23 protein-coding genes are annotated in these 25,484 nt (G+C 70.1%); 18 read left to right on the forward strand and 5 right to left on the reverse strand.

Annotated elements, in window-relative coordinates:
- Window positions 1-169 precede the first annotated feature (169 nt).
- From H4687_RS45525 to H4687_RS45565, 9 genes are all read left to right on the forward strand, one after another.
- Window positions 170-982 carry a GntR family transcriptional regulator gene (locus tag H4687_RS45525; RefSeq protein ID WP_233443621.1) on the forward strand — a complete coding sequence of 271 codons (813 nt, stop codon included), beginning with the start codon at window positions 170-172 and terminating at the stop codon, window positions 980-982.
- 84 nt (window positions 983-1,066) lie between these two features.
- Window positions 1,067-1,627, forward strand: coding sequence for a UTRA domain-containing protein (locus tag H4687_RS45530; RefSeq protein ID WP_046913074.1), 561 nt, complete (start codon window positions 1,067-1,069; stop codon window positions 1,625-1,627).
- 79 nt (window positions 1,628-1,706) lie between these two features.
- Window positions 1,707-2,039 carry a hypothetical protein gene (locus H4687_RS45535; protein ID WP_046913075.1) on the forward strand — a complete coding sequence of 111 codons (333 nt, stop codon included), beginning with the start codon at window positions 1,707-1,709 and terminating at the stop codon, window positions 2,037-2,039.
- 365 nt (window positions 2,040-2,404) lie between these two features.
- Entirely contained in the window at window positions 2,405-3,634 is a 1,230-nt protein-coding gene (locus tag H4687_RS45540; RefSeq protein ID WP_107082295.1) for a tetratricopeptide repeat protein, read from the forward strand.
- Between the two features lie 973 nt (window positions 3,635-4,607).
- Window positions 4,608-6,863: a hypothetical protein gene (locus tag H4687_RS45545; RefSeq protein WP_050399366.1), complete on the forward strand. Its 2,256-nt coding sequence runs from the start codon at window positions 4,608-4,610 to the stop codon at window positions 6,861-6,863.
- On the forward strand, window positions 6,860-7,765 hold the full coding sequence (locus H4687_RS45550; RefSeq protein WP_233443620.1) for a DUF721 domain-containing protein: 906 nt from the start codon (window positions 6,860-6,862) through the stop codon (window positions 7,763-7,765). The genes H4687_RS45545 and H4687_RS45550 overlap by 4 nt, the downstream gene beginning before the upstream one ends.
- A 21-nt stretch (window positions 7,766-7,786) precedes the next feature.
- Window positions 7,787-8,311 (forward strand): hypothetical protein, encoded by a 525-nt coding sequence (locus H4687_RS45555; RefSeq protein ID WP_046913076.1) that lies wholly within the window; start codon window positions 7,787-7,789, stop codon window positions 8,309-8,311.
- Between the two features lie 139 nt (window positions 8,312-8,450).
- On the forward strand, window positions 8,451-9,611 hold the full coding sequence (locus tag H4687_RS45560; RefSeq protein ID WP_046913101.1) for a protein kinase domain-containing protein: 1,161 nt from the start codon (window positions 8,451-8,453) through the stop codon (window positions 9,609-9,611).
- Between the two features lie 434 nt (window positions 9,612-10,045).
- Window positions 10,046-11,554, forward strand: coding sequence for a hypothetical protein (locus H4687_RS45565; RefSeq protein ID WP_046913077.1), 1,509 nt, complete (start codon window positions 10,046-10,048; stop codon window positions 11,552-11,554).
- A gap of 84 nt (window positions 11,555-11,638) precedes the next feature.
- On the opposite strand, the gene H4687_RS45570 is transcribed toward H4687_RS45565, so the two are convergent.
- Window positions 11,639-14,299 (reverse strand): YfgM family protein, encoded by a 2,661-nt coding sequence (locus H4687_RS45570; protein ID WP_046913078.1) that lies wholly within the window; start codon window positions 14,297-14,299, stop codon window positions 11,639-11,641.
- A 296-nt stretch (window positions 14,300-14,595) separates the two neighbouring features.
- On the opposite strand from H4687_RS45570, the gene H4687_RS45575 reads away from it, so the two are divergent.
- Window positions 14,596-14,826: a hypothetical protein gene (locus H4687_RS45575; protein ID WP_046913102.1), complete on the forward strand. Its 231-nt coding sequence runs from the start codon at window positions 14,596-14,598 to the stop codon at window positions 14,824-14,826.
- Here the strand turns inward: H4687_RS45575 and H4687_RS45580 are convergent.
- Together H4687_RS45580 and H4687_RS45585 are read right to left on the reverse strand one after the other, a co-directional pair.
- The gene (locus H4687_RS45580; RefSeq protein WP_233443619.1) at window positions 14,790-16,592 is read right to left on the reverse strand and encodes a zeta toxin family protein; all 1,803 of its coding nucleotides are present in this window, start codon (window positions 16,590-16,592) and stop codon (window positions 14,790-14,792) included. The genes H4687_RS45575 and H4687_RS45580 overlap by 37 nt on opposite strands.
- A 97-nt stretch (window positions 16,593-16,689) precedes the next feature.
- Complete coding sequence (locus H4687_RS45585) at window positions 16,690-17,091, reverse strand: restriction system modified-DNA reader domain-containing protein (protein WP_046913080.1); 402 nt, start codon at window positions 17,089-17,091, stop codon at window positions 16,690-16,692.
- 216 nt (window positions 17,092-17,307) lie between these two features.
- Between H4687_RS45585 and H4687_RS45590 the strand changes: the two genes are divergently transcribed.
- From H4687_RS45590 to H4687_RS45625, 8 genes are all read left to right on the forward strand, one after another.
- The gene (locus tag H4687_RS45590) at window positions 17,308-17,751 is read left to right on the forward strand and encodes a hypothetical protein (RefSeq protein WP_159026067.1); all 444 of its coding nucleotides are present in this window, start codon (window positions 17,308-17,310) and stop codon (window positions 17,749-17,751) included.
- 581 nt (window positions 17,752-18,332) lie between these two features.
- Window positions 18,333-20,480 (forward strand): telomere-associated protein Tap, encoded by a 2,148-nt coding sequence (gene tap, locus H4687_RS45595; protein WP_046913082.1) that lies wholly within the window; start codon window positions 18,333-18,335, stop codon window positions 20,478-20,480.
- 3 nt (window positions 20,481-20,483) lie between these two features.
- Window positions 20,484-21,041 (forward strand): telomere-protecting terminal protein Tpg, encoded by a 558-nt coding sequence (gene tpg, locus H4687_RS45600; RefSeq protein WP_046913083.1) that lies wholly within the window; start codon window positions 20,484-20,486, stop codon window positions 21,039-21,041.
- A 14-nt stretch (window positions 21,042-21,055) separates the two neighbouring features.
- Window positions 21,056-21,625: a hypothetical protein gene (locus tag H4687_RS45605; protein WP_046913084.1), complete on the forward strand. Its 570-nt coding sequence runs from the start codon at window positions 21,056-21,058 to the stop codon at window positions 21,623-21,625.
- 77 nt (window positions 21,626-21,702) lie between these two features.
- Complete coding sequence (locus tag H4687_RS45610; protein ID WP_046913103.1) at window positions 21,703-22,008, forward strand: DUF6247 family protein; 306 nt, start codon at window positions 21,703-21,705, stop codon at window positions 22,006-22,008.
- The gene (locus tag H4687_RS45615; RefSeq protein WP_046913085.1) at window positions 22,005-22,265 is read left to right on the forward strand and encodes a hypothetical protein; all 261 of its coding nucleotides are present in this window, start codon (window positions 22,005-22,007) and stop codon (window positions 22,263-22,265) included. The genes H4687_RS45610 and H4687_RS45615 overlap by 4 nt, the downstream gene beginning before the upstream one ends.
- A gap of 133 nt (window positions 22,266-22,398) precedes the next feature.
- Window positions 22,399-22,965, forward strand: coding sequence for a mobilome CxxCx(11)CxxC protein (locus H4687_RS45620; RefSeq protein ID WP_046913086.1), 567 nt, complete (start codon window positions 22,399-22,401; stop codon window positions 22,963-22,965).
- 20 nt (window positions 22,966-22,985) lie between these two features.
- Window positions 22,986-23,189 carry a hypothetical protein gene (locus tag H4687_RS45625; protein WP_046913087.1) on the forward strand — a complete coding sequence of 68 codons (204 nt, stop codon included), beginning with the start codon at window positions 22,986-22,988 and terminating at the stop codon, window positions 23,187-23,189.
- A 411-nt stretch (window positions 23,190-23,600) separates the two neighbouring features.
- Here the strand turns inward: H4687_RS45625 and H4687_RS45630 are convergent, their stop codons facing one another.
- Window positions 23,601-24,053 (reverse strand): hypothetical protein, encoded by a 453-nt coding sequence (locus H4687_RS45630; protein WP_046913088.1) that lies wholly within the window; start codon window positions 24,051-24,053, stop codon window positions 23,601-23,603.
- A 1-nt stretch (window position 24,054) separates the two neighbouring features.
- Window positions 24,055-24,897 (reverse strand): GNAT family N-acetyltransferase, encoded by an 843-nt coding sequence (locus H4687_RS45635; RefSeq protein WP_192781852.1) that lies wholly within the window; start codon window positions 24,895-24,897, stop codon window positions 24,055-24,057.
- Window positions 24,898-25,484: the final 587 nt, after the last annotated feature.

Below are 25,484 nucleotides of genomic sequence, written 5' to 3' on the forward strand. Positions count from 1 at the left end.
GTCAACCTGTCTAGCTAAGTAGTTTCTTGCACCAGCTCTGACCTGCTAGTTTCGTGTCGTCATTAAACGCCAGCGAGTCTCGGCTTTCGGGAAACAACTAGACATGCGATGCTGTGCGCGTCGGGTAGCGAGATCCGCTAGCGACACGATGCGCATGAGAGGGGGAGCAGTGGCCGCCAAGCAGAAGGAACCAGGGAAGGTCGAACGGATCTCGTCTGAGATCCGGGACAAGATCGCGCGGGGCGTACTCGCGCCTGGGTCGCGGCTGCCCGGCGTGCCTCAGCTTCAGAAAGAGCACGGCATCGCGTACCAAACGGCCCGTGACATCTACGGCCTCCTGGAGAGCGAAGGCCTGCTGTTCTCTCGGCAAGGGAAGGGCACCTACGTCTCGTTGGTGCTCGGCAAGATCGTGTCTGAGCGAAACCAGCGCTACCTCCCGAAGTTGAGGGAGGCCGGCGGAGCGGTCGGCGCCTTTGAGGCTGAGATGCGAGCGATGGGGTTCGAGACGCGGCCAGCGACTCTCACCATCGCCAGGGATGTGCCGCCCAGGAAGGTCGCCGAGATCTTCGGGATGCACCACCGCGCAAAAACTCTCAAGCGTGAACGGATCATGCCCGTGGGGCTGCCCGGCAACGATGAAGCCGAGGAGGTCGTTCAGGTCGCCACGTCGTGGTTCCCGCCGGACGTTGCAGACGCCTGCCCTGTACTCGCTGAGAAGAACACGGGTACAGGGGGGAGCAAGTCCCGCATGGCGGAAGCCGGATTCAAGCAGGTCCGGTTGCGAGAGGAGATCGAGGTCAGATCCCCGACCGCGGAGGAGGCGGCAGCGCTCGGCATCCCGGTTGAGCAGGCCGTCATGGAGATCACGCACAAGGGGCTGACCGCTGAAGGTCGCGTCGTCGAGATCGGCCTGCACGTCCTGCCGCGTTCGAAATGGAGGCTGGCATACGAGTGGGTCATCGACGCCACTGACACCAGCTGACCAGCAAAAAGTGCCCGCGCTGACAACGCGAGCATCAGAACGGAACAAGTACCCATAACCACACCAGCTAGGAGCATTCAGTACATGGCTAGCAACCAAATCGACGACAACGGCGTGATCCTGCGCGACGCTCGCACTCGGTACACCACCGGGCAGCGCGAAGAGAACGGTGCGCACGGGGCGTTCGACGCTGAGCTGCGCCGATCCGGCCGCAGCCCGCGTACCGAGGTCACCGTCAGCCGGGCCGCGGCGCCGGCCGACGTCGCTGAGCTCCTGGGCGTCGAAGGTGACGTCGTCGTACGAGCTCGGCAGATGTTCGATGGCGACCGCGTCATCCAAATCGCCACCACGTACATCCCCGTCGACATCGCAGAGGCTGCGGGAATCGAGCAGGTCGACACCGGTGTCGGCGGCATCATCAGCCGCATGAAGGAAGCCGGGTACGACCAGGGCGACACCGCCGTCGAAGACATCGAGCTCCGCACCGCGACCTCGGAGGAGTCCGCCATCCTTGGCCTGTCCAACGGCGCGGAGGTCGTGACCATCAACCACATCGGCGCGACGGCCGACGGGCGCGTGGTCGAGGTCACCCAGCACGTTCTGGGCAAGGGCTGGAAGCTGCGGTACGCCGCCCCGCTCGCCTGACAAACCACCCTGGGCGCCCCGGCCTCGCCGGGGCGCCTCCGCATCTGGCCCCTCTGGACTTCTGGAGACCGATCCCCGCATGAACGAGAAGCGTCTCACCACCCCTGAGCTTGTGGAAGAGCTCCGCAGCTCCCTGGACGTGACGGACGGGTGGATCCCCGCACTCTCGCGTCCGGCGGGGCCGGCTGGCTTGTCTGACGACGCCGGGCTCACGGAAGTGGCCGACCTGCTGCAGAAGTTCGCGACGGCCCCCACCATCCCGGCCTCCGTCGCCCGCCAACTCGAGCGCGCAGCGGAGTCGGCGACTTTGGCCCTCACCGCAGACGCCAGCGACCAGTACGGACACCTTGGAGCGGCGTATGCGTACGTCCTCCAAGCCCAGCGCGCGGCCTCCGAAGGAAACGTCACGTAAGGCGCTTGGCCGTCCCGCTTGTCATGGATCTTGCAGCCGTCGCGAAGGAGGATTCGTGAAGCACCCTCTGCACTCAGCCCTTCGCGAGTTCGCTGGTGACGTCGTAAGTGGCTCAGCATGCGCGGTTCGCCCCCTGCCGGGTCGCGGATCAACTCGTGTGGATCGCACACACCGTGCGCCCCATGAGCCGCTGCGGAAAGTGACGACGGCTGGTGACATCTCGAATGTCACCAGCACTTGTCACCTCCGCGCGATCAAAGGGCCGTGCCATGCTCGGCCGCAGAAGGGCCGGCCTCCGCTTCGCGGGCATCACCCTGTCCGGGCACAGGCTGCGCCGCAGGACCGTACGGGGAAAGGGATCGGCGATGGATGAACGTCCCGACTGGGCACGCCGGATGGTCGAAGAGCGTGCGGCGCGCGAATGGTCGCAGGCCGACGCGGTCCGCGCGCTGATGGTCCGGCTCCCTGAGGACCAGGACGTCAGCGAGCAGGATCTTCTCCGCCAGTGGAAGCGCTGGGAGCGGGGCGATGCGCAGCCCACGAAGTACAGGTCGGCCATCGCCAGCACCTTCGGAACGACGACCGGAGCCTTCTTCCCCGAGCGCAGCCGCCGTGACGGTAGGGCAGAAATCTTGCAGGTGAGCGGCATGGACACCGTGGACATCATCGCCAGGCTCCGCGCCAGTGACGTCGATGTCGCGACGCTGGACGCGCTGCGGATCACGGCGGACCGACTGTGCTGCGAGTACGCGTACATGCCAGCCGATCAGCTGCTCCTGGAAGGCAGGGCGTGGCTCGCACGCGTCGTCGGCCTCCAGCACCAGCGGGTCAGCCTGGCGCAGCACCGCGAGATCATCGCGCTCGCCGGGAAGCTGTCGCTCCTGGTGGGCTGTGTCGAGTACGACTCCGGTCGCCCCCGTGACGCCGAAGCCACCCGGCAGGCCGCGCTGATGCTCGGTCAGGAGGCTGGGGAGCTGAGCGTGCAGGGCTGGGCGCACGAGATGCGGGCGTGGTTCGCGCTGACGAGGGGCGACTACCGCGGCGTCATCGCGGCCGCGGAGGCCGGCATCGCTGTGGCGCCGAACGAGAGCGTCGCGGCGCAGCTGTACGCCCAGAAGGCCAAGGCATGGGCCCGGCTGGGCGACCGGTCGCAGACCGAAGTCGCGCTTGACCAGGGCCGTCAGATCCTGGAGCGGCAGCCTTATCCGGAGAACATCGAGAACCATTTCGTCGTCGACCCCGCGAAATACGATTTTTATCGCATGGACGCGCTCAGGAAGTCCGGCGAGAACCGGCTCGCTGAGCAGCTGGCCAATGAGGTCATCCGAGCGGGCACGGATTTCGACGGGACGGAGCGGTCACCCATGCGGATCGCGGAGGCCCGCGTCACTCTTGGCGTGGTCGCTGCGCGCGAAGGCGACCTGGACACCGCACTCGCCTACGGGGAACGGGCCCTGACGGGGGAACGGAAATCCTTGCCCTCACTCGCCATGGTGGCCGCCGACCTCGGACAGGCACTCCAGACTCACTACGGACACGCCTCCGAGGCGCAGGAGTTCGTCACCCACCTACGCGAACTGCGGGGCGGCCAGTGACTTTCCCGTGTGGCGGGCAAATTGCCGCGCGCTTCCCGTCTGGCGGGCTCGGCATTCCGGGCACCTCGGGCGTTGTGCGAATTCGCCTCGCAGTTCTGTCCGGTTGTGCGGTTAGGCTGTTCGCAGACGTGATCCAAAACGGCGAGAACCCCAGGGACCGTGCCTGGTCCACTGGGGCTTCTCGAACGGGGCTAAGCCTCGTTGGGCGACACACCTTGATGGGAGGTGCTCGCGGGATGAAGGTTACCCGCGCGCGTGGAACTACACGCGCAGCTACGCCGTTCTTCCACCGCGATCACGCCATCCGGGCTGTATGCGCGCAGCTTGACGCCAGCCTCCGGATTCAGGGGGTTGGGATGACCTAGTGGCCATCGGCCGCGCGCGCCAAGAGAAGTGGACTCGCCATCCCCTTCGGCCTCGCGCGGCCCGTCTACCGCCTGGATTCGCCACCAGAGCGGTCCGCTCAGATCCCGGCTCTAACCGGTTCTGAGCTGCGGCTTATCAAGCCGCTCTTACCAATCCGGCCCCTTATCAGGGCCATGCAACACCCGCGGGCCCCCGCCAAGGGGCTTCGCGGTCGCAGTACCGAAGTACCGCTTCTCGTTCCGAGGCCCGGCCAAGGGCTTTCGGAACACCAGCACCAAGTCGTCAACGGAAGGAGATCCGCCTCTGGCCTTCGTACTGTCGCCCGCTCCTCACGGAGGGGGCTCACCTGTCCCGCCACACGAGCCATCGAGATCGGCCCCGGCCAAGGGGCCCCTCTGCGTTGATCCATATGGAAGGTCGGTATCGCCATAGTGCACGAGCTTCAGTCGTCTTGTCAGGTCGACCACGACCAGGCGTCAACCCCGCCGGGGGTGATTTCTGCTGGTTGTGGTGTCCCTCCTGGCGGAATTATGACGTACATCACACCCCTTGACTGTCACACGGATGACGCCGGTTCGGCGGACCGCCTGACCTCGGGGATGTTCCTGTGAGCGCAGGAGCGGCGTCGGCCGCCACGCTGGATCACCCCCTGTGGGAATCCGTCGACAACTCCGTCGACGGGGCTCCGGCCGGGCGCTCTCGGCGTTGGCTGCGGTCGGTGCCGACACAGGCCGGCCCGGTGCCGGAGCGCGGTCCGGCACCTCCGCTGGCCCTGGGGCGCGATGCCCAGGCCCGGTTTCGCGGTGCGGTGCGCGCGCTGCTGGATGCCCCCGGCCTCGAGGGCGCGTCGGACGCGGTCCGGCTGGCGGTGATCGTGCTGGCGTCGCGGACCCCGTCCGAGACGGGCGTGGTGGAGATCCGTACGCCCGAGCTGGGTCGGTGGCTGGGTCTGTCGGCGTCGTACGTCGCTTCGGACGTGGTCCCGGCGCTGCGCCGGTCCGGCCTGGTCTCCATCGACACGGCGGAGGGCGAGTTCGGCCAGGACATCGGGCTGGAGTGCCGGGTGCTGCCGGTGTGGGACGCGTACGGCGTGGTCGGGCATCCGCTGGCGCTGGAGAAGAAGGAGTTCGCGACGCTGCTGCGGCTGCTGGAGGCCGTGATGGCGCCGGGCTGGGCGCACAAGGACGGGAGGGTGACCCCGGCCGGGCTGCTCGGCTCGCGTGCAGGTCGCGCGGCGGCGACGGACCGGCTGGCGCTGCTCCTGCTGGTCCTGGAGGCCCGGGACAACGGGCGGGTGCGGCAGTGCGGCGGGACGGTGGACACCAAGCGGGGCCGCGCGGCGGCGACGGTGGCCCGGCTGCTGGGCTGCAAGGCGTCGACGGGGGAGCGGGTCCTGGAGCGGCTGGAGGACCGGGACCTGGTGCAGCGGGTGCGGGTGGGGACGGCGTCCAGGCTGCGTCACCGTACGCGGCTGATCGTGCCGGCGGTCGCCGCCGCACACGGCAAGCGCGGTGCCGCCGGTGCCCGGGAGGACCGTGCGACCGCCCTGGACCCCGATTTTTCAGAGCCCGACGTTGCGGCAGGGGATAGTGAGGCCTTCGAGCCGGTCACAAAGCCGCAGGTCAGCGGTGTGCCGGTGGCGGATGAGGCGGGTGTGACAGAGCCCGACGTTACGGCAGCCCTTCACACTGATCACTCTCCTGTGGGTACTGACGTCTCTTCTCTCTCGCTCTCTGGTGGGTTTTCCGGCGAAGGCCGTGGTGGGTCCGGTGATCTGCCGGACCGCGCGTGCGAGCGCGAGGACCAGGCCGTGGACGCTGACGCTGTCGACGGGCTGCGTCTGGTCGACGGCGAGGACGGCCCGCTGCGCGGGGAACAGCGGAAGAAGTCCCCGTCGTCGATCAGCGAGAACGGCAACTGCGGGCCGGTGGCCGGCGCCCTGGTGCGGGTCGTGGACGGTGCGGGTCAGGGCAGGCAGCAGCAGGGGAGGGGGGTCCTGCCGCCGGAGAATCTGCGGGTGATCTTGGAGCCGGTCCGGCTGCTGTGGGCGCGTCTGGAGCGTCCGGCCGCCCGCCGTCTGGTGGAGGCCGCCGTGCGTGCCGAGCTGGTCACGGTGAGCGGGTTCGTCGGCCGGATCGACGCGCCGCAGGTCCTCGCTGACCGGCTCGCCCGGCGCCTGGAGGACCAGCTGCGGCTGGGCGGTCCGATCAAGGACCCGGTGGGATGGCTGATCGGCAAAGGTCTGCCCCAACGGCAGGAGTGCGGCGACCGGCTGTGTGACGACCGCATGCTGCTCGACTCCGGCCGGGACTGCCCGCGCTGCGAGGACCGGCAGGCCAGCAGCCGTGCCCAGCGGCAGGCGGTGGAGGCCGCCGTAGAGACCGCGATGCCGTACGCCTCCGAGGCGGAGCGCCGTGCGGCGACCGAGCGGCAGCTGCACGAGACCGTGACCGCCCAGGCGTGGGCCCGCGAGCACCGCTGGGAGCAGGTCCGGGCCCGGCAGGCCGCGGCCGCCAAGCACCGTGCCCAAGCCGCGACCGTGCACCCCGCCCTCGATGAGCCGGCCACGTCGCCGACCCCGGTCGTGCTGCCCGCCCCGCGTCCGGCCCTCGCCGCGCCCGCACCGCAGCCGGAGGCCAACGACGTCGACCGGGACCTGGTCCTCGAGGACCTGACCCGCGAGCAGGTCCTGGACTGGCGCACCCGCGCCGCCCGCGACGACCAGGTCGTGTTCGACCACATCGACCGCTACGGCGAGGTGTCGGCCAGGCGCCTGTTCACCAGCCGGTTCGTTGACCAGGTGACGCGCCTTTCCGGCCTCGGGCACCTGGACCTCGGCTACACCACCTGGGGGCAGGCGTGAGCGGCGGCGAGGTGTCCGAGGTCGACCTGGCCCGGGTCGCGCTGCGCTCCGCGATGGAGGCGGCCCGGAAGAACGGCAGCGGCCAGAAGGTGAAGAAGAAGACGCAGCCGGTCCGTACGGTGCGGCGTGACGGGCGCGAGCCAATGGGGCTCGGTGTTGCGATCGGCGCGCTGGTCACCGAGCGGGCTTGGGAGCTCCCGGCCGCCGGCGCCACGCTTCGCCAGCGGTGGGAGGCCATCGCCCCCGAGCTCGCCGGGCACGTCGTGGCGGTCGGCTACGACGCCGACTCCGGTCAGCTCACCGTGTGCCCGGAGTCGGCGGCCTGGGCGACGAAGACGCGCCTGGAGCAAGCCCGTGTCATCGAGGCCGCCAACAAGTCGGCCGGCCGTACGGTCGTCCACGCCCTGCGAATCCTGGCACCCGGCTCTGTACCTGTGCCCGACCCTGCCGATGCTCCCGCAGCCGCGGCCGCGCCCACGGGGCCGGCGAAGACCAGGGAGACCGCGTGCGACGGCTACCGCCGCGCCCTTGCCGCGCACCGCCAGGCCACACCGCCGTCCCGGGTGGACCCCGGCATTGCGGAGGCGGTGGAGCGGCAGAATCGTGCGATGCGGGAGCTCAGCCGCCGGGCGTTCCCCGAACCCGACGTCGTCCCGGACGATGCGCCGGCACCGATCGAGCAGGCCCGCGCGCAGCGCCGCCGCCAGGCCGCGGTCACCGAGGCAGCCGCCCTACGCCGGGCCAGGGCAGAACGTGCTGCCCGGGACGGCGGTAGCCGTCCCGCAGCCGACTGCGCTGCGGACCACGGCGTGAGCCGGGCCTTGGTGGGGAGCGACGGCGTTAGGCCGGAACGCGATGCCGGTCGCGGCCTGGATGATCGATTCCCGCCCCGCTGCTGCTGAGAGTGGGTAACTTCCCGCGATATGAGCGCACACCGAGCTTCCCCGGATGAGCCGTGGCCCGGCTGGTCGACCAGCCGGGCGGCTCAAGCCGCGTACGGCAAACATCTGGTCCGCATCGGCCAACTCATCCCGGTACTCCTGTACTCGAACGTCATGGACCGCCGACACCTGGCGGCCGCGCATACTGCCCGCAACCAGGACCTCATCGACTCCCAGGTCAGCAGCCTGGCCATGGAGTGCCGGGACGACCTACTGGAGACCGCCGCCGTCCTGGACGCGCTCGCCCTGTGCCACGGGCACGGAAGCTACCTGCCGCGCCCCTACCAGGAGGACTCCAACCCGGTACCGAGGGATGTGGAGCTGCGCACCGACGCCTCCGACGTCGCCAGCGACCTGGTCCGCCACGACCACCAGCACGGGACCAGCACCACCGGCAACATCCCGTCCGCTTTGGAGGACGGCTGTACCGATGCCGAGCGGGACGCCGTCCGCGTCTACGCACGACGGGAGTGGATCACCGCCCAGGAGAGATGGAACGACATCTGACCAGGGCAGCGGACTGCCCTTCTTTACTGTCCCCTGCATGTGATCAGCACTTCCCTGTTACTGGTGGTTGTCCCGGCGTAGCGTGACGGGTACACGCCCGGTACACCGTGCGTTGCGGTGAGTACGGGAAGGGGGAGTGGTGCAGGAAGGGACCGTGCTGGACGGCCGCTACCGGCTGATCGAGGCGATCGGTGCGGGCGGGTTCGGGCAGGTCTGGGCAGCGCACGATCCCAAAATCGACCGCCTGGTGGCAGTCAAGGTCCTCAGTGAGGACGGCAACGCGGACAACGACCGGCAGGTCGCCCGGTTTGCCCGCGAGGCCGCCGTCGCCGGCGGTCTGTCTCACCCGTACATCGTGACCGTGCACGACTTCGGCTCCGCGATGCACGACGGACGGCTGCATGCCTACCTGGTGATGGAGTTACTTCGCGGAAAGCCCCTCAGCGCGGTGCTGGACGCCGGACGACTGCCCCTGCCCGACGCCGTGCGCACAGCGGCCTGTGTCGCCGACGCCCTGGGGACCGCGCACCAGGCAGGCCTGACCCACCGGGACATCAAGCCGTCCAACATCATCGTCCGCTCCAGCGGCAAGGCGACGGTCGTCGACTTCGGCATCACCAAGAGCAGCGACGAACGGCATGACATCACTACCAGCGGCGTCCTGATCGGCACCCCCGCCTACATGGCACCCGAGTGCTTCGACGGCGCCTTCGACCACCGCTCCGACCTGTACTCGCTCGGATGCGTGCTCTACGAGATGATCACCGGGCACCCGCCCTTCACCGGGACTTCCTGGCACCTGATCAACCAGCATCTCAACGAGCAACCGGCTCCCTTGCTCAAACTTCGGCTCGCCACCCCCTCGGAGCTGGTGGCGCTCGTCGCCCGGCTCCTGGCCAAGAACCCCGACGACCGCCCGGCCGACGCGTTCGAGGTCATGCTGGCCCTCCGCGAAATTGACCGGCGGTACTTCGACGAGGAGTTGCCCACCCGTGGGCCGGACAAATACGTCCGAGCCTCTTTGACCCCCCTGACCGCCGTCGCCGGCGGGGTCAGACCACTTATCCTCACCGACAGGAATCCCTGCCCGGCCTGCGCCTCCAAGCCGGATGCGCGCGGTGCGGAGGGCTGCGAGTCCTGCCATGGCACGGGCGAGGTCTTCGAAGAGACAACCCACCGGATCCGTTTTCCACCAGGAGTTCGGGCCGGACAGAGGCTGCGACTCAGAGGACTGGGCTGGCCTGGAAGGAACGGCGGGGAGGCGGGTGACCTCTTCGTCGTCATACGGGTCGAGGTGTGAAGCGCGGTCGGCCCGACGCCCGCGGCCGCGTCAACAGTGACGGCGAGGACCGCTCGTTGCGGTGATCTCCGGCCCGATGGCCGTCACGGCACCGTGGCCGTCGCCAAGACTCATGTCGTGGCCGACCCGAACGCGCCTGATCTCGCTGCTGAGGGCTCCCCTGACGGGGCGGGCCGGACGATTGCCGGCACCGGCCGCGTTCGGTTCCTGCTCGCAGGGTGGGTGCTCGCCCCCGTGCGAGGGATGGGGCCGCTGGGGGCACCGTCCCTCGCACCCGGCTGGCCGTCGGCGATCCAGACCCGGCAACAGCGCTTTCTCGGCCAATGCGGGTGGGGAACCGGGCACGGCACCAGCTTTGCGGGCGGCGACCTGCTGGTTTGTCCCATGCTCTGGCCTGGGGCCGCATCGGCCCGGGGACGGTGAGGAGCAGCGATATGGGCGTGAGCCACAGCTATCTGACCAGGGTGGAAGTGCAGCATCTGCTGGGTGTGACCACGTTCGGGATGTGGCGGCTGGCGCGGAAGTACGACAAGTTCCCGAAGCCGGACGAGAGGCCGTACAGCCCGTTCAACCGCAACCGCCAGGAGCCCGAGGAGGTCTGGGACGCCACCGAGGTCTACTCCTGGGCGGCTGGGACGGCTGAGTTCGTCCACCGCGGCGCCGTTCTGCTGCGCCCTGCGCCCGAGGACCCGGCTCCGGGCCGCTGGCTCGGATACAGGGACACCTTGCGAGGGCCGGCCCTGGACTGGCACACCGATATCGGCGTTATCCGCCTCGTGCACTGCGACGACTCCAAGGCCGCGACCGACGTGGCCTCCGCCATTGCCAGCAGTGGCAACGAGGACGGCGTCGTTACTGTGTGCGCCCTGTACGGGGACATGGGCTTTGGGGGGCCTGCGCTGGTGGCCGCCGACACCGCGCACCCGGGTATCGAGTACGAGGCCGGTTGGGGCGACGTTGCGGCCTACGTGGGCCAGGTGCTGCCGTGGTGGCCGGACCTGCTGCGCCTTTCGAGTCTGATCCGTGAGTGGGAGCCCGGCGCCCAGGCGGCCGTGGTCGAGATCCCGGCGAACGGCAACGAGAGGATCCTGCGCAGGGTCGCGGCCAACGAAGGCTTCGACGTCACCTCGCGGGTGGCCGCGACGGACATGGCCAACGGCATCCGCAACAACCGGATCGACCACACCCGCAACGACATCGAGATCTTCTGTAAGGAGGGGTACGGCAAGACGCCGAATCAGGTCGTCCCCGGCGCCGTGCCCGACACCAGCCGCCACCCGCTGCCCTGCGACGGGGACCGCGAGCCTCTCAAGGCCGGCTGGCACACGCTCGGCCTGCAGACCCACCCTGACGCCGTCGCCGCGCTCGAGGTGGCCGTCGGCCGTGAGCCGGACCTGCTGCCCTTCGGGGCCGTCACCGAGATCCCCGTCCAGCAGGGCACCGTCAGCGACCGGTGGACCCAGCGGCTGGCGATGTGCGACCCGACCGCCGCCCACGCCGTCCTCGCCCAGGACGCCAAGGCGGAGGCGTTCTTCATCGACCCGCTCACGGACATGCCTGTCCTGCGCACGCCCGGCGACGGCGGCAAGCAGGTGTGGCGGTTCTACGCGCCGCTGTCCCTCCCGGCCGGCGGCGCGGAACTCGCCTCGGTCGTCCTCCACCACACCTTGTGGGCGCTCACCAGTGACGGTCATGTCCACCCTGCGCCGTGCACGCCGACCGAGCACCTGTGGTGGGGCGACGGGTGGGGCGACCGGGCCAGTGAAGCCGCGGCCGTCGTCGACCAGCTCCTGGACGACCTCGGTGCCACCGTCGACCTGCACGAGCACTGGGAATCTCCGAAGGGGCTGACCGCCCTGTTCAACGAGGAGCACGAGAAGGGTGCCGAACTCACCCGCGCCGCCCTGCTCCACGCCCGCATGACCCCGCCCCGCACACGCTGAGCTGCCATCAAGTTCAGCCCGGCCGCCGCGTCCCGGCCTCGCCCCGACCAGCGTTCTGATCGGGGCCGCCATGCGTTTCCGGCTTCAGTTTCCGGCGGGCAGGTGTTCCTGCCGGGCCTGGACCAGGCCGCGCCACGCGGAGCGGACGTCGTCTTCGCTCGTGGTCCAGCGGGTAACCGAGGGCTCCGGTAGGGGCAGTGCGGCCATGAAGTGGGCGATGTCGATGAAGTAGGCGAAGTCGCCGGTAGCGGTGAGGTCACGGAGTCGGTCGATGGTGGCAGCCAGGTCCTGGTGCTCACCGCGGACGGCGTGGTGGAAGGCGAGGGCGAGTTCAACGAACCGTTGGAGGTAGGGCAGCCCGGCGGTTTCGATGCTGGTGTGCAGGTGCTGGGCGCGGTGGGTGACGCCGTGGGTTCCGGCGTCCTTGATCAGGGTGACGACCTGGGCGAGGAGGGTGTTGGAGCGCTGGTCGAGGCCGTCGAGGTACTGGTGGGCGAGGGCGAGTTCATCGCTGGCCCGGTCGGGGTCGGCGAAGGAGACGGCGAGCGCGAGGCGGACCTGCGTCATGGCGCGCTCGCCGACGGCGCCGTGCTGCTCGGCTTCGGCGCGGCCGGCTTCGAATGCTGCGACGGCCTGGGTGGTGTCGGCGTGGGACCAGTGGATGTCGCCGAGGACGCGGTAGCGGCGGCCTTTCCAGCCCAGGGCGGGGACGGCGGCCAGGGCGGTGGGGAAGTCGCCGGCGAGGCGGGCCAGGTTGGCAAGTCCCCGGCGGGCCTTGGGCGCGAGACGGCCGTCTGCGTCGACGACCTGCTGCATCCCTGCGCGGGCGGCGTCGTTCTGACTGAGGTCCTTGTGGGCCTTGGCCCGGTAGTACAAGGCCATCTCGGTCAGCTCGGCGGGCAGCAGGCCGGTGTCCAGGACGGCGGTGAGACGGTCGACGGTGCGCTGGCGGTGCTCGTGCTGGCGGCGGGTGATCGCAGTGAGGAGCTCGGTCACGGCGTCGGCGGGGGTGTCCGGTTCCGGGTCTGCGGGGGTGGGCAGGGCGAGGGGTTCCCAGACGGAGTCGTCGGTGTAGGCGTGGGCGGCTTCGATGAGCCAGCCCAGGCCGGTCAGGCGGTGGTCGCGCGCCAGGAGCAGCCCCTGGCGAAGGCACGCCACCAGCAGCACGCGGCTGGGTGTCGCGGCCGCGGCGGTAGTCCACTGCTCGCCGAGCGCGGCCAGGGCGCGGGCGGCGGCCTGGTGCCAGTCCGTGTCGGTCCAGCGGTCCTCGCTGTGGTCGTCGGTGCGCACCACGCTGCGGATCGCGCGGTGCAGGTGGTAGGGCCACAGGGCGAACGGGTTCTCCGTGACGAGGGGGCGTTCCACCAGGCGCCGGGCCACGGCCTGGTGAGTCAGGCCCGCGGCGCGGGTGGCCAGCTCGAGGTCGAAGGCGTCCAGCAGCGACACCGAGCGAAGGACGTGGCGTTCGTCGGCGGTGAGGTCGGACAGCACCCGGGCCAGGAGCGCGGGGAAGGTGCAGTCGAAGTCGGCTGGCTCGGGGGTGCGGCCGGTGCGGCGGATCTCCAGGAACCGGCCGACGGCGAGGTCGAGGTGGAGGGGCAGGCCGTGGGACCGGTCGGTGATCACGGTGCGGATGGCGGGGCTGATGAGGGGCTGGCCGTCCTTGACCAGACGGCGGGCGAGGTGGTCGTCGCAGTCCTCGGGGGAGAGGTCCCCCAGTAGATGCTGCCGCACGCCCGCCGTGTGCGTGCGCGGTGCCGGCACCGTGCCGGACGTGGTGGCCAGGCCGGGCCAGGCGGTGGGGCCGGTGTAGTCGAGCTGCCCGTGCAGGGCCGGATCTGCCCACTGCAGGCGGGAGCGGCCGCTGACGACGAACAGGCAGCCGGGCATCAGCCACACCACCCGCTGCAGCAGCCGCTCGAAGTCGCGGTGGCGGTCGGCGGCGTCCTCGAAGGTGTCCAGCAGGATCACCGGCGTGACCTTCCTGCCCGCGGGCAGCCGGTTCAGCTCCCATGCCAGCAGATGCGGGTAGAAGGACAGCGCTTCCAGGTCGGGTTCGGCCTCCAACAGCGGGGCCAGCCGCGCGCAGCCGGCCAGCGCTTTCACCGTCTGGCGCCGCTCGCGCAGCGCTCCGACCAGCGCGCCGGTGACCTGCCCGACCACCGAGCCGACGGTGCCGGGCAGCAGCAGCGCCTGGGCGACGTCGCTCAGGGCACTCTGCGTCTGCTGCGGCAAGGATTTGCCGAACCGCCCGGCCAGCCCGCCGCGTTCGAGGTAGGACTCCAACGGGTCGCCGGGGTGCCGCACCTCCCAGTACCGGCGAAGGGCGAGGTCGAAGGCGGGCAGTGGCCGTGCCACCGCTGCGGCGAGCGCGGCCCGGATGGTCAGCACGACGTCCTCGAAGCTGGTGCCGGCGGAGCGGGCCAGGTCGATCCGGACGGGAAGGATCGTCTGCCCGGCCCATACCGGCTCGCCCCACTGGGCGGGCCGCTGACCAACGCCGCCGAGGGCGGCTTCGACCTTGCGCAGGAAGGTCGACTTGCCCACGCCGCCCACACCATGGAAGGACACGATGTTGGTGCGCGGCGCTTCGAGGTCGGCCGGGTCGAAGCCGGGCGCTGTGGCGTGCCGGAGGTGTTCTTCGAGCGCGGTGGCGAACAGCTCCCACTGGCGCTCGCGGTTGGTGAACGCCTCGCTCGTGTCGATGGGTTCGTTCGAGCTGAACAGGGCACGCAGGTCGGTCACTTGATTCCCCCCACCGAATGATCACCAGGCGTTCAAGCCTATGCCCGTGCCCGCCCCGCCCGGCAGTCCCAGCCCGGCCGCCGCGCCCGGTGCCGGGCCTAATCCGGCCGCAGCGCGCCAGCCCGTGGAGGAGCGCGCAGCTTGCCGGGATGTGGCGGGGCCTTGAGAATGAGCCCTTCTCGTTCGACTTCGACTTGGTGGCTCTTGTGCACGACCCCGCGCTCCCCGACCCCGACGCTGACTCACAGCCCGGCCAGGACTCGGGGGCTGCGCCCCCGGACGGCAGGGGGGCAACGGTGGACGATGCGGCGACGGCAGGCCTGCTGACGCAGGTGCTCGCCCGGTACGCCCAGCTGATCCAAGCCGAACGCCGGGGCGGATCGGATCCGCGGCGGCTCGACGAACTGCTCGCCCAGCAGCGAGCCTGCGTACAGGACCGCGCGCGCCTCCCGGAAGCGGACGCCGAGGAAGTGGCGCGTCTCGCGGCCCTCTACGCGGCCCGGCTGAAGGAACTGCAGGACTCGTAGGGGCGTGCGGGCAGGGCGGCCACAGCGGCGGGCCCGCTCAGCCGGTGCGGCAGCAGGTGCTCGGGCATCAGCAGCCGTGCCAGCTGGGCGATCTGCTCCAGGTCGCGGCGGTAGTGCGGCAGCTGCGTGTGCAGCCGCCGCTGGATCGCCCAGAACCGGGCGGCCTCCTGATCGGTGTACGGGCGGTGGTGCTCGGCGACCAGCGCGTGGAGCGCACCCGCCGGCCGCGCCCACATCCCTGCGGGGCCACGCTCGTTGCGGTACAGCACGCTGCCGTCCCGCCGCATCACCGTCACCAGGTCGGCCACCGGCACGTGCTCGGCGGCTGCCACCGCCTCCCCGAGCGCCGCGAAGTGCTCGTTGTGCCCGTCGGCGGTGGTAAACCGGCCCACTGAGCCGAGCTGCAGCAGCTGCGCGCAGCGACCGGCGGTGCCCTGGCGCGAGTCGGCGGCCCGCACGGCGAGCACCACCACTTCCACCCGGTATCCCGCCTGCCGGTACAGCAGCGCGGCGTTGACGAACGCGGCCGCACTGGAGGGGGCGATCTCGATGACCGCGTCGCTGCGCCGCTCACGTACGTACTGTTCGGCCAGGACCTGCCACGCCCGGTAGTCCGCTCGGATGCGGGCGCCGGCGGTGCGGGGTTCCTCCTGCAGCAGCTGGTAGTAGTCGGGGTGGGCTGCTTTGAAGTCGTCGCCGCTGATCCGGGTGGGCCGGCCGCGCAGGGAGCGCAGGACCATCCGCGTCATGTTCGTCTTGCCGGACCCGGGCTGGCCCAACAGGTAGACCACGACGGGCCTGTCCTGCGGGCTGGTGCGCGCGGCGAGGTCCGGCAGAATCAGGTTGTCGAAGATCCACCGGTGTTCCTCGCCGGTCAGCCGGTGGTAGTCGACGCCGGGAGCCTCACTCCTGGGCTGGGCGATCCGCCGGACAGGCTCCGCCAGGGCAGCGGCGCGTTCGGCGTTGCGCCGTACGGCCAGCGACCAGTCCTCGGGCAGGCGCGAATCGTGGGCGCGCCGGTCGGCATCTGCGAGCTGACGGCGAAAGGCGCCGGTCTCGGCCGGAGTCCACTTGCGGGCGCGTTCGGCCAGTACCGTCTCGCGCGCACCCGGCGAGCGGGACCACTGCCCGCCAGCCGTGTGCTCGTTGACGTACAGCACCTGCACGCTGCGGCGTACGACGACGACCCGGTCGGCCAGGTGCTCGGCCTCGATGTCCGCCAGGACGTCGACCAGAGCCTGGGCGCAGGCGTCGTGGTTGTCCCAGGACACATACCGGGCCCGGCCTTCTTCGGCCAGGCGCAGGTAACGGTCCAGCACCCCGAGCTGGCTGACCGCCTCCGGCACGGCCAGGGCCACGAACTCGATCCGGTACCCGGCCCGGCGGTAGGCGGCGACCGTGGCCCTGAAGGCAACCGGGTCGGCCAGGGCCTCCTCGGCGACCACGTCGTAGCGGCGCGTACGGGCGTGCGCCTCGAGCTCGGCCTGCCACCTGTAGGTCTCCGGCCGCACCCGCACCCCGGCCGTGCGCACGTCCTCCGCCAAAAAGCCGCAGTAGTGCGGATGGACGGCCTTGTAGGTGTCCCGGTCCACCCGCACCGCGCCGCCACGCTGCTCAAGGGCCGCCTGCACCAGGTCCATCGCCAGCGTCTTGCCGCTGCCGGCCTGCCCGGCCACGAACACCACCACCGGGTGCTCCTGTGTGACCGCGCCCGCCGTCAGCTTCGGCATGATCACCTCGGCGAGCAGCTCGCCGTACTCCTCCACCAACGTCTCCCGGCCGCGTTCGAGTTCTACTGTCCGATCCGGTGTGCCTGTCCGGCCCGCGCGTGACACCGCCGCAGGCCGGACCGGCCCCGGCCTCCTACTGGGTGTCCAGCTTGTGGCGCAGCTGGTCCAGGGTGGAGCCGTCGGGCGTGTGCCACAGGGTCCAGCCGTTGATGACGTTCCCCGTGACGGCTTCCGCCGCCTTCGACGGCGAGGGGAACGGCGAGGAGTGGCCGTCGACGATGAGCTGACCGTCCGCGGTCACGACAGCACGGCCCGACCGGCCCGCGCGGCGCTGGGTGAAGGTCAGCACGGTGTCCGGCTTCAGCAGGCCGGCCTGCATCAGCGCGGCGAGCGGCCCGTGGGGGACGACGGGCGCGGACGGCGCCCCATCGGACCCGCCGCCGAGGGACAGGGTGACGTGGATGGCGTCGTCGCCGCTCGCGCTGGTGAGGCGGGCGATGACGGCGGGGTCGAAGTGGATGCTGAGCGTGGCCATGCGGTCTCCTGCCAGTGGGCTCCCGAGGAGCCTTCCGCTTATTTCAACTTCGATCTTAAGCAGTGCAAGCAGCTTATTTCAACTCCTGATTTCAGCAGTTCAGTAGAAGTTGGGGCGAGGGGGCTGGGGGTTTCGACAAGGCACGACATCCGGCAGGTCGGCGGACAGGCCGGCCTAGGTTCCCCAGCACGCAGCGGCACCGATACGGTCAACTCCGTGGCTGCTGAATGGGTGTTGCACAGGTGGGGCGGAGTGACCGTGGCGACCGTCATCATCGGCACCATGGCCGTGGCCCATGACCGGGGTCATACATCCCTGGTCTTCGTCCTGATTTCCGCGCTCGTCACCGGCGGCCTACACGCCGGACTGGGGTTCACCGCCCTGGGCAACTCACGGCTCACCAGACTGTGGCGCCAGCAGATGACGTGGGACGTGTACCGGGACCGGGCGTGGGAGCCGCACGAGGCCGAACTGGCGGCCGAGGTGGAACGGATGCGCCGAGTCGAAGCCCGGGCCGCGGATTTCGCCGCGACGCACGGCCTGCAGCGCATCACCCTGGCCGTGACCGGTGCCCGCCTCGGCTGGGCGGGTACCGCCCGTTCCGCGCGGACCTCGAAGACACTGGCGGGCAGTGGTCCCGCTCGCCGGGTGCGCGCCTGATGTGTGCAAGCTCGTGCTCCACGATGTGCGGCAGGCTCGCGACGCCCTCGGGAGAGAACCAGAAATGGCCCAGTTCGATGTGGCCGACGCGGCTGGCCCAGGAGGGCGAGTAGCCACCCTGAGCCGATAGTCCCGCCGCCCCGAACCCCTGGCCATGTGCCGGGGGTTCGGGGCGGAGCGGCTTCAGCGCGCACGGGACACTCGCCCTGGCCGACCGGACCGGCGCTCCTTGTGAGCCTCACACGGCGTTTGCCCAGGCAGACGCGGTGCGGCACGGGCCTGTGTCCGGTCCCAGATATGTCGAGGCATCGTGAGTCGCTGACCTGCGGTGCCTCGACTTGTGCGGGATGACGTTCTGAGGGTTCGTGTCCAGCCGCAGGCCGTTGACCTGCGTGCCTACAGAACTGCGGGACTGCCCACACTTCGCTGGGACCGGACAGCCTGGAAGCGCGAGCCGGGGTCTGGGCTACCGGTACGCAAACCGTCACTTTCCACCCCGAGCAAAGAATCCGATCGGGTTAAAAAACTGAGTTAAATATATGGGGTAAGGGTGCTACTGTTCGTGGTGGAGGTAGATACAAATGGCAACTGAGGAAGAGCTGTTCGCGAACATCGACGCCCTGCTGGAAGAGGAGCCGCAGCTCCCGCCCCCGGCGGAGCGTGCCCGGCTGCGTGAGGCCGCTGGGATCACCCAGGCCCGTCTCGCGGTCGCGCTGAAGACGTCGACGCAGACGGTGAAGAACTACGAGAACGGCCGCTCCGAGCCGAAGCCGCCGCGCCTCGAGGCGTACCAGCGCCTGTTGAAGGGCTGGGCAGCGAAGTACCCCGCACACGGCGCCCCGGCAGCTCCGGCCCCGGCCGCCGCGCCGCAGCCGGTGGCACCGGAGACGTTCACGGGCCCGGCCGTGCCCGAGGCCAGTGATCGGCGGACACTGTCCACAGGTCCGGCGGCGGAGGCTGCGGACATGACCACAGACCAGAGCACCCCGCAGCACCCCGCGGCGCCCCGCCCGTCGACGTCGTCGCGCCGCCCGGTGGCAAAGAAGACCGCGAAGCCCGCCGTCGACCCGCGCTTCCCGCACGGCCCGCTCGCTGTGCTGGACGGTGACGGCAGCGCGTACGGCGTCGACGGTCTTGTACTGGACTGTCCGGCAACCACGATCCCGGAACTGGTGGAGTGGACGCTGCGCGAGTCCGGCCTCGGTGCCGCCAAGCTCAACCGGTACGGCAAGGACTCCGATCCGCTGATCGTGCTCACCGCCGCGGCCGCCGTGAAGCTGGGGCTGCCGGAGCGCCTGGAGGGCCACGAGCAGCGCCGCTCCCTGCGCCTGCCCGAGGACCACCCCGTGGTCAAGCAGGTAGCGAAGGCGAAGTGGCAGTTGACGCAGCGCGGGTTCGGCCCGTGGGCACGGATCTACCGCAAGGCCCAGGGGCGCGAGCGGCAGTGCGTGCAGCTGGCGATCCTGTCGTGGGACGCCCTCGATGAGCGGTCCTGGCCGGGCGTCGTAGACATGGAGCCGGCCGACGTCGCCCGCGTCCTCGGGGTGTACGCGACCAGGGTCATCACTCCGCGCGGGTCGACGGCCGTGTCCGGCCTGGAGCTGATGACGGCGCTGCGCCCGCCGACGAAGGCCGTGCAGGACCCGGAGACCGGGAACTGGGTGTCGGGCTACAACTCCGGCTCGCTGGGGACGGAGCCGATGGACCCGGCGCCGCCGGAGGCCACCCCGGAGCACCCCGTCGTCGTGAACTCCGGCTGGAGGGGCGGGTTCCTCAACGAAGAGGCGTACCAGTGGGTGCGGTCGGTGGACACCCTCACCGATGAGGAGTGCACCCTGCCCTTCGCCGTCGGCCTCGACTTGAACACGGCGTTCCTCGCAGCCGCGGCGCGCCTGGTCGCCGGCCTGTCCGCGCCCGACCACTTCCACGCCCCGAAGTTCAACCCGAAGATCCCCGGCTCCTGGCTGGTCGACCTCTCCCACATCGAGCTGGACCCGCGCCTGCCCAGCCCGTTCACCCCGGACGGCACCCGCCCGACGGGCCCGGCCTGGTACCAGACGCACACCGTCGCCTACGCCCAGGAGCTCGGGCACGACGTGCACCCGATCGAGGCGTACCTGCGCCGCGAGACCGGCGCCTACCTCGATCCGTGGCACGACCGCCTCAAGACGGCCTACGTCGACACCCTCGCCGACCTGGGCGTGACCCGGGACCTGGACGACCGGGCCTTCCTCGCCGCGATGGAGCAGCACAAGCAGAACGACCCGGCCCTGGCCGCTGTCCTGTCGGCCATCAAGGCGACGGTGAAGGGCGGCGTCGGCAAGCTCCGCGAGCGTCCGCAGGGCAAGTCCTACAAGGAGGGCGAGACGTGGCCGGCCCTGCAGCGGCCGACCTGGCGCCCCGACATCCGCGCCGCCGTCATCAGCAAGGCCCGCGTCAACATGCACCGCAAGCTCAACAACATGGTCAAGATGACGGGCCTGTACCCGCTCGCCGTGCTGTCCGACTGCGTCGTCTACCCCTCGCCGGGGGAGAGCCCGCTGGACTTCCTGCCGTACGCCGCGTCCGGCAAGCCGCAGCCCGGCGGGTTCCGCCTCGGGCCCACGCCGGGCCTGGCGAAGCTGGAGGGCGTCCAGACGATGCTGTGGGCGGTCGACCTCATGGAGAAGGGCCTCAACCCGGCCCGCCACATCAAGGGCGGCGACGCCGTCCTGGACGAAGGGGAGTAACCGGTGGGCGAGATCGACGACGCGATCGAGCGGGCCGACCGGGAAGCCTTCACCCGCGAGCCGCCGAAGACGTTGAAGGGCCAGATCGGCTACCTGCTCAAGCAGTTGGGGAGCGCGAAGGCCGTCGCGCAGGAGCTCGGGGTCACCGCCGACTCCGTCAACCGCTACCGGCGCGGCGCCCGCAAGCACGCCCGCGCTGACGTCGCCGCGAAGATCGACGACGCGGTACGGCAGCGGTGGCAGCCGCAGGTGCGCAAGCGCCGGCACCGCCAGGCCGCCACCACCGGCGGGATCACGGTGGAGACCCGGGCCCGGTTCGGCTACACCGCGCCGGTCGGCACGACCGACGACGGGAGGTTCCGGCGACTCACCGTGCACCTCCCTCCGGAGTACGCCCGCCGCCTGTTCGAGGCCCGCGACGCGGGTGCCAGCGACCAGCAGATGCGTGGGATCATCGCTGAAGGGTTTAAGGACGTGTATTTCCAGGACGGCGGTGGTCGCGCTATGGGACTCTCGGACGTGGAAATCAACGATATTGATTACCTGGATCTGGATTACTGAATAGGAGCGAATACATGACCGCTGAATTTCCGCCCATCGACCGCGACAAGAGCCCGCTGTTCGACGCCGACCACGACCCGGTCCGCATCGCCGACGCGCTGCGCCGCAGCCCGCACTTCGCCGCCGCAGACGCCGACCCCGGCGGCGACACGGTGTGGTTCACCAGCGAGGCCGGCATCAACTACACGCTGACCTTCAAGGACGCGGAGCCCACCGACGACGACCTGCTGCTCGAGCCGGTGCTCACCGAGGCCATCGCCGCGGCGATCCTCAACCACCCCGGCTTCGTCACCGCGGACGCGGACTCGCCGCGCGAGGACACCATCACCGTCCAGACCCGCAACCAGGTGCGCCACCTCCTGGTCCTGGACGTCGACCGCGGCAACGCCCTCGCCCAGGAAGACCTGTCCACCCCGGCCGTCGACGTCGCCCTCGCCGCCGACAAGCTGCTCGCCAGCGACCCGAGCGACTCGGAGCGTGCCACGGCCGAACTCCTCAACTACGTGGCCGCCACCTGGGACAAGCAGGACCTGCCGCTGCGCGAGCACGCCCAGGCCGTCGCCCGCACCCTGCGCACCCGGTAGAAGGGGATCCGTCCATGCCCGCATCCACGGCCCACCTGCGCGCGTACGGTGAGGTGACGACCCGCCGGGAGGACCTGATGAGCGCGCAGCCCGACCACGCACCCGTCCCGCCGCACGCTCCCGCGCCCGGGGCTCCGGCCGAACTCCTCGCCCAGCTGCGCGCCGACCGGCGCGCCGCGCAGTGGGTGCCGGCCTTCGAGCAGCAGTGGGCGGCCGCCCTCGAGGAATCGCGCCGCACGTTCTCCCTCGCCGGGCTGTACGAAGTCGTCCAGGAGTGGCAGGGCCTCATCGCCTCGGCTCCGGCGGTCGACGCGTTCGTCGCCTCCGGCTACAACGACAGCGACTTCATCGACATGGCGGAGCTCCGCGGCAGGCGCCGGTGACCGGACAGCCGTACGCGGTCCGCTTCTCCGCCCAGGCCGCCAAGGTCCTCGCCACCCTGCCCGAGCACGTCGAAGACATGGCTTGGGACGTCCTGGACGCCGCCGCCGGCGACCCGTGGGGCTTCCGGCAGTTCAACGCCGACGACCCCGAGGGCGAGGACATCCGCCACGCCTCCATCGGCCAACTCTCCCTCACCTACTGGGTGAACCGGCCCCTGCGCCGCCTGTCCGTCTTCACCATCACCTGGCTCGGATAGCCACCCGTGCAGGCGCCCTGACCCCGGCATCGCAACTGACGGGAGCAGGCCAGGCGAGTTCAGGCATCCCAGTAGACTCCAATGACCTCTGGCCTTCGGCCGGACGGCGAGGAACTGCGATGAATAAGGACACATGGCGGCAGGCATCGATGACTACCGGCGCAGGTGCTGGGACGCGGCTCTGCACGCCTATGGGACCAGCTACATCTTCCAGAAGCGGGCCGCCAACCTGAAGCGCAAGACCGACGTGCTGACCTGGGTCGGCTTCGCAGTCCCGCTGCTTATCGGAGCGCTAGTAGGAACGTTCGGTCAGAACAAGCTCTGGAGCGTCGTCCTTACTGTCGGGACTGTGATCGCGGCGGTACAGCTCGTTGTGAGCCTGTGGTCCCTCGTCAAGCGGTGGCCGGAGGAACTGGCCTACTCCTCTTCCTCGGCCACAGCCAACGAATCGCTGGCCTCCAGATTCGCCGCACTCGGTGAAGACCCCCCAGGGCTTCAGACGTTGCGGACCCAGGTCGACAAGCTCACCGTCGAAGACACCGCGAGGCGGGACAGGGACAACGAGAAGGGCGTAACGGATAAGGAGCGCCGCATGGGCATGCGCGCCGCGCTCCGGAAGTTTCAGCGCCAGTGCGCGACCTGCCACCAAGCACCGACAACGATGGAGCCATCCAACTGCGGTGTCTGCGGACAGTTCTGACAACCAGTAAGGACCAGTAGATGGACAGCAAGGCAGCTGCGGTCGTGCAGGGGTTCATCGCCCTCACCCCAACCCAACGCGACGAATTCGTCACCGCCGTCAACAGATACATCGAAGGTGACTGGCTAACCAAAGACCGCATTCGCAAAGACTCCGCGAGGGACTGGATCACCCACGTCGATCTGGGGCCGACCTCACAGAACTGCCCCTGCTGCGGCCGGTAGCAGCCGACCCCTCCCGACCCACGGCACGCACCGCCACGGCTTGGCTGTGGGACTGGTAGGACAGCGCCGTGGCGCTCCGCCGGATGACCGAGATCAGGACACAGCTTTGAGGGCCTGGACGCCGGCGACCCGGAAGGCGAAGACGTCCGCGCCGCGTCCGTCGGGCAGCTCTCCCTCACCTACTGGGTGAACCGGCCGCTGCGCCGCCTGTCCGTCCTAACCATCACCTGGCTCGGATAGCCACCCGCGACAACGCCTTGCTCCCGGCATTGCAACTGACGGGAGCAGGGCGTTTCTGATCGTAGCCACCGCCGTAGCCACCGCCGTATCCACCAGTAGCCAGCCGGGCGGCGACGCTGCCGGCCCGAGACGTGATCCGCCCGCGGCACAGCTCGACGGATCCGTCCCCGGTCACTGGAGGCCATGTCCACGCCCTATCTGGGCGTCCAGCGCCGCCTCCAAGGCCCGGTCCCGGCGCCGGTCCACAAGATCCGCAAGGCGGGCCGCAGCTGTGCGCTCGGCCGGGGTGAGTTCGTCCATGGTCGCCTCGATGGCATCACGGACACGCGCCGCGATGTCCTGGGCCGTGATGGCCTCGATCTCGACGGGCCCGGCCGTGTCGAGATAGCCGAGTTCGACCAAGCGCCGGACCGAGGCCCGGGTTTCCGCCGGGGGCATCTGGAGTTCGGCGATCAGCCAGTCGAGGTCGCCGTACGGGGCGCAGATCTCCCCCAGCCACCGGCACCGCATGTAGACACCGACGTCGGCCGCCGAAAGACGGGAGTCGGTGATCGGCCGGTGGGGCACGGCAAGCAGGTACGGCTCGCCGGTGTCGCTGCGCAGCTTCAGCGGCTCGATGGACACGCTACTGCCGCCCCGTCGAATCCCGGGCACCGCGCGGGGGACCCATGAGCTCAGGCAGCGAGTACCCGGACGCTTTGCGGAGCCTGGCCGCCATGACCGGCTCGAAGCCGTAGCGCAAGGCCTCCGCCTTTCCCTCCCGGACTTCCCCCTCCGTGACCGGCGTCCGGTACATCCGCTCCATCATCCCCGCCGTCCGGGCGTCCATGATCTGCCGCACACCGCCGCCGCTGATCGTCATACTCCCGTCGTCATGCCGGACCACCTCCGGCGAGCCGGCTGGCGGCACCAACACCTGCGTCAGCAGCTGCAGCGGCGTGCCGTCCGGCATTTGGCTGCCCACGACCGTTACCTCCGCGTGCAGGGCCTTCCACATCTGTACGACGTGCCGATCCGCAGGCCGGTGAAGAACCATGCCCAGCGGATCGACAACTGAGATCACCTCGCCCGGCTCCAGCACAGTGAAGCCCGCCTGCCGGTAGTACGGCGCCAGGGACAGGACAGTGGTGGTACCGAGCATCAGCCGGTAACCGAGACCTGCGTAGTGCACGGCGGCCGTCTCGATCAGGCGATGCCCCAGCCGGCGCCCGCGCACCTGCGGCGCGATCGACAGCGCTTCCGCTTCCACGATGTGGTGGGCAACGTACGAGCGGTGCTCCGGGCTCAGCATCTCGATCGAACCGATCCACCCCAGCGGCGGCGCCGCAGTCAGCACACCCACCACCTCGCCACGCCGCCGCTCGGCCACCCACGACGCGCGCACACCACAAGCGGGCTCGAGCCGGTGCCGGAGCGCGACGGCATGAGCCATCTCCGCCCCGATCCCCGGCTGGGTGAACTCCACCATCCCCAGCAACTCCGCCAGCGCCGCCTCGTCAGCCGGGCGCGGCTCCCGAACCAGCAGCCCACTATTCGCCGTACGCTGCGCCCGCCCCGCCGCCCGCACCCGCGATGCTCGTCCCATGCCCTCCCAACGAGCTGCTTTGGCATTTCGCCCCACCAGCGGCCCGAGATCATCCCTTGGAGGGACGACCGTCACCAAGCAGCGATCCGCCGTCGGCGGCGACACGCTGTGCGCACCAAATGCACTGCGGACAGGGGTCACCCACCCGGCGTCACACTGTGAGGCTGAGAGACTCACAGGGCGTTTCCCCAGTTAGACGCGGTGAACTTATGAGGCTGTGAGGGTGTGAGGGAGCCCGTGATACCGGCGGCTTCCGCCGTTGTGTTCGCCCTGCCCTCCATGTCACCAAGGACGCCGCGCCTCCTCGTACGGGTGAATCTCTCGCCCGCGACTCCCCTCGTTCCCTCTTGCGGGTGACGGGTTGTCAGTGCCGCTCTCTACCGTCCGAACCGTGACGACCCCGAAGCGCCGTGACGGCGCTCGCTGCCCAAGGCGGTGTTCATGAGCCTGACTTCAGGTATCCACTGTCC

Source organism: Streptomyces stelliscabiei (assembly GCF_014873495.1).
Classification (GTDB): Bacteria; Actinomycetota; Actinomycetes; order Streptomycetales; family Streptomycetaceae; genus Streptomyces; species Streptomyces bottropensis.

Excerpts from the sequence above, each read along its gene's own strand:
- H4687_RS45620 (WP_046913086.1), top strand. The coding sequence starts at position 22,399 with ATGGCGGCAGGCATCGATGACTACCGGCGCAGGTGCTGGGACGCGGCT.
- H4687_RS45585 (WP_046913080.1), bottom strand. The coding sequence starts at position 17,091 with ATGGCCACGCTCAGCATCCACTTCGACCCCGCCGTCATCGCCCGCCTC.
- H4687_RS45625 (WP_046913087.1), top strand. The coding sequence starts at position 22,986 with ATGGACAGCAAGGCAGCTGCGGTCGTGCAGGGGTTCATCGCCCTCACC.
- tap (WP_046913082.1), top strand. The coding sequence starts at position 18,333 with ATGGCAACTGAGGAAGAGCTGTTCGCGAACATCGACGCCCTGCTGGAA.
- H4687_RS45535 (WP_046913075.1), top strand. The coding sequence starts at position 1,707 with ATGAACGAGAAGCGTCTCACCACCCCTGAGCTTGTGGAAGAGCTCCGC.
- H4687_RS45635 (WP_192781852.1), bottom strand. The coding sequence starts at position 24,897 with ATGGTGGAGTTCACCCAGCCGGGGATCGGGGCGGAGATGGCTCATGCC.
- H4687_RS45565 (WP_046913077.1), top strand. The coding sequence starts at position 10,046 with ATGGGCGTGAGCCACAGCTATCTGACCAGGGTGGAAGTGCAGCATCTG.
- H4687_RS45610 (WP_046913103.1), top strand. The coding sequence starts at position 21,703 with ATGAGCGCGCAGCCCGACCACGCACCCGTCCCGCCGCACGCTCCCGCG.
- H4687_RS45540 (WP_107082295.1), top strand. The coding sequence starts at position 2,405 with ATGGATGAACGTCCCGACTGGGCACGCCGGATGGTCGAAGAGCGTGCG.
- H4687_RS45555 (WP_046913076.1), top strand. The coding sequence starts at position 7,787 with ATGAGCGCACACCGAGCTTCCCCGGATGAGCCGTGGCCCGGCTGGTCG.
- H4687_RS45530 (WP_046913074.1), top strand. The coding sequence starts at position 1,067 with ATGGCTAGCAACCAAATCGACGACAACGGCGTGATCCTGCGCGACGCT.
- H4687_RS45605 (WP_046913084.1), top strand. The coding sequence starts at position 21,056 with ATGACCGCTGAATTTCCGCCCATCGACCGCGACAAGAGCCCGCTGTTC.